Origin of the sequence: Peribacillus faecalis, from assembly GCF_014712675.1 — a bacterium.
In the GTDB taxonomy this organism is placed as follows: domain Bacteria; phylum Bacillota; class Bacilli; order Bacillales; family DSM-1321; genus Bacillus_AD; species Bacillus_AD faecalis.
Window position 1 is genome coordinate 58,826 of sequence record NZ_JACXSI010000017.1, and the last position, 13,426, is coordinate 72,251.

The following is a 13,426-nucleotide window of genomic DNA, read 5'->3' on the forward strand; positions in this document are numbered from 1 at the left end:
TTTGTGAGCCCTGAAAATGCAAACTAATCTAAATTATCAAACTTTTCTTTAAATTCCTATTGACTACCATTTAAAATGAGCGTATTATAATCAACAATAAAATCAATTTACAAGATGCAACTGAATATAGAATAAGTGTTGAAGAGGACTAGTAGCTTTATAGCCTGACATTACAGAGAGCCGGGATTGCTGGGAACCGGTATGATCGATATAAAGTGAACTCACCTCGGAGCGTCAGCTTGAAACGATTGCGGATTAGAGCTGAACGGGTGTTAACCAGCACTCGTTATCAAAATAAGAACTAGTGCGTACATTTGTACGAATAAGGGTGGTACCGTGGATAGGTTTCTAAGCCTCTTCACCCCTTAGTCTAATGTTATTAGGCGTGTGTGGGTGGAGGGGCTTTTATGTGTGTGTTTTTGTCTTTAATGCTTTAAAGTGATTGGTGAATAATGGGGGAGGTAAATCAATGACACAAACAATACCGGCTCAGAAACAGGCTGTTTCTAAAAAGTCTGGGGCCCAATATTTATTGAATGCTCTGAAAAATCAAAATGTTGAAGTAATTTTCGGTTACCCTGGGGGTGCTGTATTGCCGATTTATGATGCATTATATGATGCGGGTATTTATCATATTTTAACACGTCATGAACAAGGTGCCATTCATGCAGCTGAGGGTTATGCGAGAATTACCGGCAAGCCGGGTGTGGTTATTGCAACCTCGGGTCCTGGAGCTACCAATATTGTTACAGGTTTAGCGGACGCAATGATTGATTCTTTGCCGTTAGTCGTCATTACCGGTCAGGTTGCGACATCTGTTATCGGTTCGGATGCTTTCCAAGAAGCTGATGTTTTGGGAATCACTACACCGATTACGAAGCACAATTATCAAGTGAGGAAAGTTGAAGATCTTCCACGGATTATGAAGGAAGCATTTTACATCGCTTCATCTGGAAGACCGGGTCCGGTACTGATTGATATTCCGAAAGATATGGCAGCTCAAATAGGAGAAGCGGAAGAAGATCCAGTTATCCATTTGCCAGGGTATCAGCCGAAGCTGAAACCGAACCATCTGCAAATCCGGAAACTGATTGAAGCGGTAAGTGCCGCGAAGAAACCAATCATTTTGGCTGGAGCAGGCGTATTGCATGCGAAAGCGTCTGAGCAGTTGAGGGAATATGCTGAGCAGCAAGGTTTGCCGGTTGTTCACACATTGCTTGGGTTAGGCGGTTTCCCAGCAGACCATCCGCAATTTGTCGGAATGGCAGGTATGCATGGTGTATACGCAGCCAATATGGGGCTATACGAATGCGATTTGCTTATTAGTATCGGAGCCCGATTTGATGACCGGGTTACAGGGAACTTAAAAACATTTGCTCCGAATGCGACAGTCGCACATATCGATATCGATCCGGCTGAAATCGGCAAAAATGTTCCGACGGCAATCCCAGTAGTTGGAGATGCGAAGGAGACATTGCTTGCGTTAATTAAGCAGGAAGGCAAAAAGCCGGAATGTGAAGAGTGGACGAAAAAAATCGATGGCTGGAAACAGCAATATCCGCTTCGCTATGACAGAGAATGTCAGGATGCTCTGAAACCCCAAAAGGTTATTGAGCTCATTCATGAATATACGAAAGGTGACGCAATTGTCGTGACTGATGTCGGTCAGCACCAAATGTGGGCTGCTCAGTATTACAGCTTAAATAAACCGGATGCTTGGGTAACCTCCGGGGGCTTAGGCACGATGGGCTTCTGTGTTCCGGCAGCCATTGGCGCACAGCTTGCCGACCGCAATAAAACAGTTGTTGCGATAGTCGGTGACGGAGGCTTCCAAATGACATCCCAGGAAATGGGAGTTATGAAGGAACTCAATCTTCCGGTAAAAATCATCATTCTAAATAATAATGCGCTGGGAATGGTAAGGCAATGGCAGGAGCTTTTCTATAAAGAAAGATACTCCCACAGCTTGCTGACAAGTCAGCCGTCATTTGTGAAGCTGGCAGATGCCTATGACATTAAAGCTTTCCAGGCAAGTAATGTCGAGGAAGCTGAGCAAGCGTTGAAAGAAGCATTTGCCAGTCCGGAGCCGATTTTAATCGACATGCGGGTAGAGGCGAAAGAGAATGTATATCCGATGATTGCTCCAGGCAAAGGACTTCATGAGATGGAGGGGTATTAACGATGAGAGGCATTATAACTTTAACGGTTACAAATCGTCCGGGAGTGCTGAATCGCATTACCAATTTGTTTTCAAAGCGGAATTACAATATTGAAAGTATTACGGTTGGCCATTCGGAGCAGGAAGGCATTTCGCGTATGACGGTTGTTGTAAACGTGGAAGAAGAGAGAATACTTGAGCAAATCACGAAGCAGTTAAATAAACAAATCGATGTCATTAAAGTTATCGATGTAACGGAACAGGCGATTGTTGCTAGAGAGCTTGCTCTTGTGAAAGTGAGCGTTAACGCTCAAAATCGCGGCGAAATTTATTCGCTTGTTGAGCCATTCCGAGCATCAGTCATCGATATTAGCAAGGATAGCTTAGTTATCCAAATCACTGGTGAAACAGATAAGGTGGAAGCGATGATTGAATTGCTGAGACCATACGGAATTAAAGAATTAGCCAGAACAGGGACAACGGCAATCCAAAGAGGATCACAAAAAACCTCTTCAATACCAGCAAACTTTTCAATTGTATAAAGTGTCTGTTTTAAACAGGCTCTAATATAAATCAGGATGGTTAAGTGAGATATGTTTGTTTAATCGCAGCGGAGGGTGGCACTTAATGCGCTCGCAGCAGCGTAAATCTAAAAGTATCGCATAACAGTGTCCTAAAAAACAAAAAATTATTACGGATAATAAGGGAGATAAGAAAAATGACAACAACTAAAATGTACTATAACAATGATGCTAATCCAAACTACCTACAAGGGAAAACTGTTGCAATCGTAGGTTACGGCTCACAAGGCCATGCGCATGCGCAAAACCTTCGTGACAGCGGAGTGAAAGTAATCATCGGTCTGCGTCAAGGCCGTTCATGGGATAAAGCAGTAGAAGATGGCTTTGAAGTTTACTCTGTTAAAGATGCTGTAGAACAAGCTGATGTAATTCAAATTTTATTACCTGATGAAATGCAACCAAAAGTATATAACGAAGAAATCAAACAAGGTCTTACAGCTGGCAAAGCATTAATGTTCGCGCACGGCTTCAATGTTCACTTCGCGCAAATCGTGCCTCCGGCAGATGTAGATGTACTGTTAGTGGCTCCTAAAGGACCGGGACACCTTGTTCGCAGAACGTATACACAAGGAGCTGGCGTACCGGCATTATTCGCAATCTATCAAGATGTGACGGGTGAAGCGGCAGAATTGGCTTTATCTTATGCGCACGGTATCGGATCACTTCGTGCAGGAGCTCTTGAAACAACATTCAGAGAAGAAACAGAAACAGATCTATTCGGTGAGCAAGCTGTTCTTTGCGGCGGTTTGAGCGCACTTGTAAAAGCTGGTTTTGAAACATTGACAGAAGCGGGCTATAAGCCGGAACTTGCATACTTCGAGTGCTTGCATGAATTGAAATTAATCGTTGACCTTATGTATGAAGGTGGACTTGAAAACATGAGATATTCAATCTCTGATACAGCTCAATGGGGAGATTTCGTAGCGGGGCCACGCATCATTACGGAATCAGTAAAAGCTGAAATGAAAAATGTTTTAACAGACATTCAAGAAGGTCGTTTCGCGAAAGGTTGGATCCTTGAGAACCAAGCGAATCGTCCAGAATTTACAGCTATTAATAGAAGAGAAAATGAGCATCCGATTGAAGTTGTAGGTCGCGAACTTCGTAAAATGATGCCGTTCGTACAACCACAAAATAAGAAGGAAGTGGAGACAGTTGCGAAAAATTAAAATATTTGACACGACTCTTCGTGATGGTGAACAATCACCGGGTGTAAACCTTAACTATACTGAAAAACTTGAGATTGCCAGACAACTAGAGCGTCTAGGTGTTGATGTGATTGAGGCTGGGTTTCCAGCCGCTTCACCTGGCGATGCGGCTTCCGTAAAGGAAATTGCCTCAATTGTGAAAGGTTGTTCAGTGACTGGTTTAGCCCGCTCGACACAAAATGACATGGATATTGCCTGGGATTCATTGCGTGTTAGTGATGAGCCGAGACTTCATGTGTTTATTGCCACTTCTCCAATTCATAGACAATATAAATTGCGAATGACAAAAGAAGAAGTGGTAGAAAATGCAGTGCAAAGTGTTAAATATGCAGCTTCTAAATTTCCGGTCGTACAATGGTCGGCTGAGGATGCATCAAGAACAGAGCTTGATTATTTAGCTTTTATCGTAGAGAAAGTTATTCAAGCCGGTGCAAAAATTATCAATATCCCTGATACGGTTGGCAATACGACGCCAATTGAATACGCAGGTATTTTCAAATATTTGAAAGAAAATGTTCCTTCTATTGATAAAGTGCAGCTTTCTACTCATTGCCATGATGATTTAGGAATGGCTACTGCTAATTCACTAGCGGCGGTATTAGCCGGTGCTACACAAGTTGAGGGCACATTTAATGGAATTGGTGAACGGGCTGGAAATACAGCACTTGAAGAAGTCATTCTAGCTTTATATACAAGAAAAGATCATTACAATGCTGGAACAGACATTGTGTTAAATGAAATTAAAAGAACAAGCGATTTAATTAGCCGTTTAACAGGAATGGTTGTGCCAGGTAACAAGGCAGTAATCGGAAATAACGCGTATGTTCATGAATCTGGCATTCATCAGGACGGCGTATTAAAAGAAAAAACAACCTATGAAATTATTAACCCAGAATTAGTAGGTTTCAATGTGAACAATATGTTCCTTGGAAAGCATTCCGGCAGACATGCCTTTAAGACACGTCTTGAAGAGTTAGGGCTTGAAGTGACGGAAGAAGAGATGAAGAAGCTATTCATCACGTTCAAGGAACTTGCTGATAAAAAGAAGGAAATGACAGATGATGATTTAGTGGCGCTTGTATTGGAAGAAAAACTTTCAAAAAATGAAAGCTTCTTCGATTTAAAATCAATCCAAATTCAATATGGAACGAACCAAGTGCCGACTGCTACTGTGACACTTTCCGGAAGAGATAATGAAATGATTCAGGAAGCCGGAACAGGAGCGGGAAGCATTGAGGCGATTTACAATACGCTTGAAAAGAGTATCGGTGAAGAAGTGAAGCTTCTCGATTATCGCATTCAATCGGTTGGCGCCGGCAGAGATGCGCTTGCTCAAGTATTTGTCAAAATTAAGTATAAAGAAACTGAGTCATCAGGACGTGGCTTAGCTCAAGATGTGCTCGAAGCATCAGCGAAGGCATATTTAAATGCAGTTAATCGTGTCATCTACTTGAAGGATCGAGAGAGTGTATCGATATAAGAAATTCTTGGCGGAATGTTTGCTTTATGATGAATTGAAACAAGAGGAGATGTTCGTATGACAAAAGTCATTACAGTTTTACCGGGCGACGGTATTGGGAAGGAAATTACAAAGGGTGCTGTGGAGGTTCTTAAAGCTGTAGCGGAAAGATACGGACATTCTTTTCAGTTTGAATACGGACTGATTGGAGGCTCTGCCATAGATGAAACTGGCTCTCCGCTGCCTGATGAAACAATTGAAAAATGTAAAAAAAGTGATGCGATTTTGCTTGGCGCAGTTGGCGGTCCAAAATGGGATTACAATCCTTCGCATTTGCGCCCTGAGATTGGTTTACTGAAAATTCGAAAAGAGCTGGACCTTTATGCGAATTTGCGCCCAATCACATATTACAACAGTTTATCTGAAGCGTCACCTTTAAAAGCTGACATTATAGAAGGTGTCGATCTGATGATTGTTCGTGAATTGACCGGCGGGCTTTATTTCGGCAAGCCAAGTGAAAGAATCACACGCAATGGTGAGGAAGCGGTAGTGGATACGCTTTTCTACTATCGTGAAGAAATGAAGAATATCATTCAATTAGCGTTTGAAGTCGCTCGCGGCAGAAAGAAGAAGGTTACATCTGTAGATAAAGCCAATGTTTTGGAATCGAGCAAACTATGGCGTGAAGTGGCAGAAGAAGTCGCAAAAGAATTTCCGGATGTGGAGTTGGAGCACATGCTGGTCGACAATGCGGCAATGCAGCTGATTCGCAATCCGAAGCAATTTGATGTTGTCGTGACGGAAAACATGTTTGGTGACATTTTAAGCGACGAAGCGTCTGTACTAACAGGTTCGCTAGGAATGCTTCCATCTGCAAGCCTTTCGCAATCAGGTTTGCATTTGTATGAACCGATTCATGGATCGGCTCCGGATATTGCCGGTCAAAATGTCGCAAATCCTTTAGCTACTATTTTATCGGCGGCATCGATGCTGCGCCTTTCATTCGGAATGGAGAAAGAAGCGGAAGTAATCGAAAATGCAGTCAATAATGTGTTAGAGCTGGGATATCGCACTAAAGACATTTCATTCCCAGGTGCTAAAGTTTTAACGACAGATGAGATGGTGAGAGAAGTAAAAGCGACCATTCTTGATGAAGAGGCTATTTCTAATATTATGAATGCCTATTCTTAATTAAGTAAGCTGTAATAAAACCTATACAAGCTGGGGCTCTCCGAAGTTTAGAAATATGCTTTGGGGATAGCCCCCTTTTTAAAACAAAAAAGGAGGGGAATTATGGGTAAGTCAATTATTGAAAAAATTTGGGAAAAACATATTGTGCACAGTGAAACGGATAAACCGGATTTGCTTTATATCGATATGCAATATATTCATGAGGTAACATCACCTCAAGCCTTTGAAGGACTTCGAATGAAAGGGAGAAAAGTCAGACGTCCCGATAAAACATTCGCTACAATGGACCATAACGTCCCGACAATAGATAAATTCAACATTAAAGATGAAATATCCAGAAAACAGCTTCAAGCTCTTCAACAAAACTGTAAAGATTTCGGCATTCAGTTAGCAGATTTGGGAAGTCCGGAACAGGGCATCGTGCACGTTATCGGACCGGAGCTTGGCATTACACAACCAGGGATGACTATTGTTTGCGGTGATAGTCATACATCAACACACGGAGCGTTCGGCGCTTTAGCCTTCGGAATCGGTACAAGCGAGGTTGAACATGTTTTTGCTACTCAAACATTATGGCAAACGAAGCCGAAAACGTTAAAACTTGAAATCACTGGTCAACTGGGTGAAGGGGTCACAGCAAAAGATGTAATCTTATATATAATCTCTAAATTTGGCGTGAATTTCGGTACAGGACATGTTGTGGAGTATTGTGGAGATGTCATCCGTTCTATGTCAATGGAAGAAAGAATGACTGTATGTAATATGTCGATTGAAGGTGGAGCGAGAGCAGGTCTTGTCAGTCCAGATGAAACGACGTATTCCTACATCCGCGGTAGAAAGTACGCCCCTAAAGGCGATGATTTCGAGCGCAGTGTCGAGGAATGGAATGCTTTAGCGAGTGATGAAGATGCGACTTATGATCAGGTCATTACGATTAACGGAGCGGACATTTCTCCAATGGTCAGCTGGGGAACAAACCCTGGAATGTGCAGCCCTGTGACGGAAACGGTTCCAACAATCGCTGAACAACCATCAGAGGCAAAAAAGGATGAATTAGTTCGAGCGCTGGATTACATGGGATTAAAAGAAGGCAGCCCTATTACGAATATTGAAGTCCAACATGTATTTATCGGATCTTGTACAAATGCAAGAATTGAAGATTTACGTGCGGCGGCAGAAATTATCAAAGGAAGAAAAGTAAAAGAAAATGTTAGAGCAATGGTCGTTCCAGGTTCTCAAAAAGTGAAACAGCAAGCTGAGGAAGAAGGCTTGGCGGACGTGTTTAAAAATGCAGGCTTTGAGTGGCGAGAGTCCGGTTGCAGCATGTGTCTCGGGATGAACCCAGATCAAGTTCCTGCAGGGGAACATTGCGCTTCTACTTCTAACCGAAACTTCGAGGGGCGCCAAGGACAAGGTGCGAGAACGCACTTAGTAAGCCCGGCAATGGCGGCAGCAGCGGCTATTTTCGGCAGATTTGTCGATGTACGCCAACTGCCAAGCCAAGAAGAGCAACTAGTGTAAATCTTTTTATCTAAAAAATTCGGAGGTGCAAGATGGAACCGATTACGATATATAAAGGGAAAACAGCCGTATTAAACCGTGCTAATGTCGATACAGACCAAATCATTCCGAAGCAATTTTTAAAACGCATTGAAAGAACAGGATTCGGTCAATTTTTATTTTACAATTGGCGTTTCAATGATGATGGAACGGAACGTGAAGATTTCGAATTGAACCGCCCGGAAGTGAAAGATTCAACGATTCTGATTGCAGGAGATAACTTTGGATGTGGCTCTTCTCGTGAGCATGCGCCGTGGTCTTTATTGGACTATGGATTTAAAATTGTCATCTCTTCTTCATTCGCGGATATTTTTCATCAAAACTGCTTAAAAAATGGAATTCTTCCTATTAAATTGTCGGAAGAGGAGCTGGAGCAGCTGATGGAGGAAGCACAAGTGCCTGGTTATGCGCTTGAAGTAGATTTGCCGAATCAAGTTGTTAAAAGCGATAAAGGCTTCCAGGCGTCATTTGACATTCATCCGTACTGGAAAGAAATGCTCGTGAACGGCTGGGATGAAATCTCCATTACATTGCAATATGACGGGCATATTAGTGAATATGAAAAGAAAAATAAAGCTGTAACAGTTTAAGTTTGTAGAATGAAGAGGTTGCTCAAAAATTCCTTTGAGCAGCCTTTTTCATTGCCTGACACATAGTGTAAAAAAACATTCAGGAGAAAATCAATCGAAAGCAGACTGTCAATTTTGTATTGTCTCTGCTGTCATGTTAAACTGTTTGGTAAATAAATGGCTTATGGAAATGAGAATATGCCAATAAATGAAGGATCAAGGCGGAATGCAGTAATGAAAGAGAATCAACAAAAGGGTAAAGTCATTCCTTTTCCGGGACTTGCGGAACGATTTGCCGACAAGGGAATGGATGCTCTTATCAATAAACAATTTAATGAAGCAGCAGCTTTCTTCGAGGAAGCGATTGCGCTTAATGACGAGCTTTACAATGCGCAGTTCGGATTGGTTGTCGTTTTTGTGGAGCTGGGGAAATATGAGGAAGCAAAATTGCGTTGTCAAAGTATACTCCGACAAGGATTGGGAGATTACTTTAAAACAATGGAAATGTATTTAATGATCCTGCTTCAGCTGAATGAATATGAGGAAATGGAAACTACCATACAGGCATTATCGAAGGAAGGCTACATTCCGTATGATAAGGAAGAGCACTTTAATAATATGCTGACCTTCAGCAGACGCATGTCGGAAGATAGAAAGTCCATCATAATGGAAGAGGAAGATTTCTCTTCAACAGAAGAGCAATTAGATTTATTCTCAAAATCTGATCAGGAACAGCTCATTGTCGTATCTAAGTTAAAAAATGAAAATATTAGAATGTACATAGATGAGATAAAGGACTATTTACAATCCCCGGAAGGGCATCCATTTGTTAAAACAACACTGCTGATGCTGTTGAAAGAGCAGGAAATTCACGACGAATGCGACGTTGAGAAATTTTTAAAGCATGTAACGGTCGTGCCTGCAGATTTAGATGACTTGCATGAAAATGAATTTTTCAGGAAAACAATTTTACTTTTAGAAGAAAAAGTTGCTCACGAAAATCCATCTTTATGTGAGCTGGCGCAACAACTGACTGAACGCCACCATTTTTTGCTGTACCCGTTCGAACCGAAAGAAAGTGCACAATGCTGGGCGGCTGCTCATCATGCATTAGCGGAACTTTATCAGGGCGCAGAGGGGCTTGAAGAACTAGTCGCCGAACAATACGGTGCAGATTGCGGGCAAGTCAGGGAGTTAATCACTAACTTACAGCATATTGAAGAGATATCCTCTATATAATAATGGCCTGATTATTTCTCCTATATAATAATTTTGAGGTTAAGCTGTTGAAAGAAAGTGAAGCTATGATATAATGGAATGGTTGTAATAGAGTAGTTACAAATAATGCCATTATTTTCTAGTTATTTTTGTTAACTGCTATAATGAGATTACTCATATTAAACTGTAGTAAAATTACTATATTATAGATATCTTGGAGGGAAACTCATGTCTGCAAAATGGGAAAAGTTAGAAGAGAACCGTGGGGTTCTTACAGTTGAAGTAGAAGCAGATAAAGTAAACGAAGGTTTAGACGCTGCTTTCAAAAAGGTTGTAAAACAAGTTAATGTACCTGGATTCCGTAAAGGTAAAATGCCTCGTCAATTGTTCGAGCAACGTTTTGGCGTTGAATCGTTATATCAAGATGCTTTAGATTTTATTCTTCCAGAAGCTTATGCTGCTGCTGTTGAAGAAGCTGGAATCGATCCTGTTGATCGTCCGGAAATCGACGTAGAGCAAATGGAAAAAGGCAAAAACCTAATCTTCAAAGCAACTGTTACAGTTAAACCTGAAGTTAAATTAGGCGAATACAAAGGTCTTGAAGTAGAAGCAGTTAACACTGAAGTTACTGAAGAAGACGTAAATAGCGAATTAACTCGTATGCAAGAGCGTTTTGCTGAACTTGTTGTTAAAGAAGAAGGCAAAGCTGAGCTTGGCGATACAGTTGTAATCGATTTTGAAGGTTTCGTTGATGGAGAAGCATTCGAAGGCGGAAAAGCTGAGAACTATTCATTAGAATTAGGTTCAAACTCTTTCATCCCTGGTTTCGAAGATCAAGTAGTTGGATTAGAAGCTGGTCAAGAAAAAGACATCGAAGTTTCTTTCCCAGAAGAATACCATGCAGCTGAACTTGCTGGAAAACCTGCAGTATTCAAAATCAAATTACACGAAATGAAAACAAAACAACTTCCTGAACTTGACGACGAGTTCGCTAAAGATGCTGATGAAGAAGTAGAAACATTAGCTGAATTAAAGGAAAAAACTAAGAAATCATTAGAAGAAAGCAAAAAGAATGAAGCTGAAAACGCAGCACGCGATGCTGTAGTTGAAAAAGCAACTGCAAACGCTGAAATCGTGATTCCTGAAGTAATGGTTGAAAACGAATTAGATCAAATGATGAAAGAATTCGAACAACGCCTGCAAATGCAAGGTATGAACCTTGAGCTTTACTTCCAATTCTCTGGTCAAGACGAAGCTGCATTAAAAGGACAAATGAAAGAAGACGCTGAAAAACGTGTTCGCATGAACTTAGTTCTTGATGCAATCGTTAAAGCTGAAAACATCAACGTAACTGATGAAGAAGTTGATGCTGAAATCGCTAAAATGGCTGAAATGTACAAAATGGAAGTTGAACAAATCAAAGCAGCACTAGGAAGCCTTGAAGGTATCAAAGCTGACATGAACATCCGCAAAGCGGTTGATTTCCTAGTTGAAAACAGCAAACAAGCTTAATCTCAAATAGTGATTATATAAAAACAAGGCGCGATCAGTTCGTGCCTTGTTTTGTATAACCGGATAATTAAATACATAAAGAAATATCTCTTTTAAAGGTTTCTTTGTTGATTTTTTATCGTAATAAGTGTAGATTATCCTTATTAAAGCATATACATATTGCAGACTTTCTTTTTGTTGAGTTTGAGGCAATCAAGAACAGGGCATTATACATATGTAAAATGAATGCGTACATTTTACGAAATGCTGTGTTATATAGAAGCAGGCTGTTGCTCAGATTGAGAAAAAGCATGTAACACAAATAAGATTTATTTTTATTAAGTATAATCGGGGGCAGTAAGACTCCTGCTTTTGAGACTTGCTACGGGAGTCTTGTGCAGGTGTTAAACTGCCCTTGCTATACCTGATAAGAAGAAACCTCTATTTAGGTTCTGGTGGTAAAAGAAGGAAAAACTCACCCGGATAGAGTATTCTTTATAAATACATAATTTCAAATCGACGAGCAACAAAAGTTTGTACATAATTCAGAATTTTGAAGGGGTGAAAGTGATGTTTAAATTTAATGACGAGAAAGGGCATTTAAAATGCTCCTTTTGCGGTAAAACACAGGAACAAGTGAGGAAGCTTGTTGCCGGTCCTGGTGTTTATATTTGCGATGAGTGTATTGAGTTATGTACGGAAATCGTTGAAGAGGAACTGGGAACTGAAGAAGCTGTTGAATTTAAAGATGTTCCGAAGCCGCAAGAAATCCGAGACATACTGGATGAGTATGTAATCGGCCAAAATCAGGCGAAGAAATCACTGGCGGTAGCGGTTTATAACCACTACAAGCGCATCAATTCCAACAGTAAGATCGATGAGGTCGAACTTTCTAAGAGTAATATTTGTTTAATCGGACCTACTGGTAGCGGTAAAACATTATTAGCTCAAACATTAGCTCGATTGCTGAATGTTCCTTTTGCAATCGCTGATGCGACATCGTTGACGGAAGCAGGTTACGTAGGTGAAGATGTTGAAAACATCCTTCTGAAACTGATTCAAGCTGCAGACTATGATGTTGAAAAAGCGGAAAAAGGTATCATTTACATCGACGAAATCGATAAAGTAGCTCGTAAATCTGAAAACCCGTCTATTACTCGAGACGTATCAGGCGAAGGGGTTCAGCAAGCGCTATTGAAAATTCTTGAAGGAACAGTTGCAAGTGTGCCACCGCAAGGCGGACGTAAGCACCCGCATCAAGAATTCATTCAAATCGATACAACGAATATTTTATTCATCTGCGGCGGTGCATTTGACGGAATCGAACCGATCATCAAACGCCGACTTGGCCAAAAAGTAATTGGTTTTGGTGCTGACAATAAGAAGAGTGATGTTCCGGATAAAGAATTGCTTTCAAAAGTACTTCCTGAAGATTTGTTGAGATTCGGATTAATTCCTGAATTCATCGGACGTCTTCCGGTTATTGCGAACTTAGAGCAGCTTGATGAAGAGGCGTTGGTTGAAATTTTAACAAAACCGAAAAATGCCCTTGTAAAACAATATCAAAAAATGCTTGAATTAGACGATGTTGAGCTAGACTTTGAACCAGATGCTCTTGTTGAGATTGCAAAAAAAGCAATCGAAAGAAAAACAGGTGCCCGCGGACTTCGTTCTATCATCGAAGGCATTATGCTGGATATTATGTTTGACCTTCCTTCTCGTGATGATATTCAAAAATGTATCATTACAAAAGAAACGGTTGCTGACAATAAACCAGCGAAGCTGATTTTAAAAGACGGCACGATTGTCGCTGAGAAAAAGACATCTGCTTAATAATATGTTAAATGAAAACCGCCCGCTTATAGTGGGCGGTTTTTTTGAGTGCGCCCGGCATGGGTGCAATCTATAGGGTGAAAGTCCCGAGCTGTGAAGGCAGAAGTAACAGTTAGCTTAACGCAAGGGTGTCCGTGGTGACGCGGAATCTGAAGGAA

10 protein-coding genes and 1 other annotated feature are annotated in these 13,426 nt (G+C 41.1%); all 10 genes read left to right on the forward strand.

Features of this window, described 5'->3' with window-relative positions:
• Positions 1 to 129: 129 nt before the first annotated feature.
• Positions 130 to 369: a binding site (T-box leader), on the forward strand.
• Positions 370 to 469: 100 nt separating this feature from the next.
• The 10 genes from ilvB to clpX all read left to right on the forward strand — a co-directional run bounded on the left by ilvB (position 470) and on the right by clpX (position 13,268).
• Positions 470 to 2,179, forward strand: a complete 1,710-nt coding sequence (gene ilvB, locus IEO70_RS08490) for an acetolactate synthase large subunit (protein ID WP_190997945.1) — start codon at positions 470 to 472, stop codon at positions 2,177 to 2,179.
• A gap of 2 nt (positions 2,180 to 2,181) precedes the next feature.
• On the forward strand, positions 2,182 to 2,700 hold the full coding sequence (gene ilvN, locus IEO70_RS08495; RefSeq protein ID WP_190997946.1) for an acetolactate synthase small subunit: 519 nt from the start codon (positions 2,182 to 2,184) through the stop codon (positions 2,698 to 2,700).
• A 158-nt stretch (positions 2,701 to 2,858) separates the two neighbouring features.
• Complete coding sequence (gene ilvC / locus IEO70_RS08500) at positions 2,859 to 3,908, forward strand: ketol-acid reductoisomerase (protein ID WP_328820895.1); 1,050 nt, start codon at positions 2,859 to 2,861, stop codon at positions 3,906 to 3,908.
• Positions 3,895 to 5,427, forward strand: a complete 1,533-nt coding sequence (locus tag IEO70_RS08505; RefSeq protein WP_190997948.1) for a 2-isopropylmalate synthase — start codon at positions 3,895 to 3,897, stop codon at positions 5,425 to 5,427. Before ilvC ends, IEO70_RS08505 begins: the two co-directional genes overlap by 14 nt.
• A 57-nt stretch (positions 5,428 to 5,484) precedes the next feature.
• Positions 5,485 to 6,597: a 3-isopropylmalate dehydrogenase gene (gene leuB, locus IEO70_RS08510; protein ID WP_190997949.1), complete on the forward strand. Its 1,113-nt coding sequence runs from the start codon at positions 5,485 to 5,487 to the stop codon at positions 6,595 to 6,597.
• 102 nt (positions 6,598 to 6,699) lie between these two features.
• Positions 6,700 to 8,118 carry a 3-isopropylmalate dehydratase large subunit gene (leuC, locus tag IEO70_RS08515; RefSeq protein WP_190997950.1) on the forward strand — a complete coding sequence of 473 codons (1,419 nt, stop codon included), beginning with the start codon at positions 6,700 to 6,702 and terminating at the stop codon, positions 8,116 to 8,118.
• Between the two features lie 32 nt (positions 8,119 to 8,150).
• Positions 8,151 to 8,747, forward strand: a complete 597-nt coding sequence (gene leuD, locus IEO70_RS08520) for a 3-isopropylmalate dehydratase small subunit (RefSeq protein ID WP_190997951.1) — start codon at positions 8,151 to 8,153, stop codon at positions 8,745 to 8,747.
• A 213-nt stretch (positions 8,748 to 8,960) separates the two neighbouring features.
• Complete coding sequence (locus IEO70_RS08525) at positions 8,961 to 9,965, forward strand: tetratricopeptide repeat protein (protein ID WP_190997952.1); 1,005 nt, start codon at positions 8,961 to 8,963, stop codon at positions 9,963 to 9,965.
• A gap of 207 nt (positions 9,966 to 10,172) precedes the next feature.
• Complete coding sequence (tig, locus tag IEO70_RS08530) at positions 10,173 to 11,456, forward strand: trigger factor (protein ID WP_190997953.1); 1,284 nt, start codon at positions 10,173 to 10,175, stop codon at positions 11,454 to 11,456.
• Positions 11,457 to 12,005: 549 nt separating this feature from the next.
• Positions 12,006 to 13,268: an ATP-dependent protease ATP-binding subunit ClpX gene (gene clpX, locus IEO70_RS08535; RefSeq protein WP_190997954.1), complete on the forward strand. Its 1,263-nt coding sequence runs from the start codon at positions 12,006 to 12,008 to the stop codon at positions 13,266 to 13,268.
• The last annotated feature ends 158 nt before the right edge of the window (positions 13,269 to 13,426 follow it).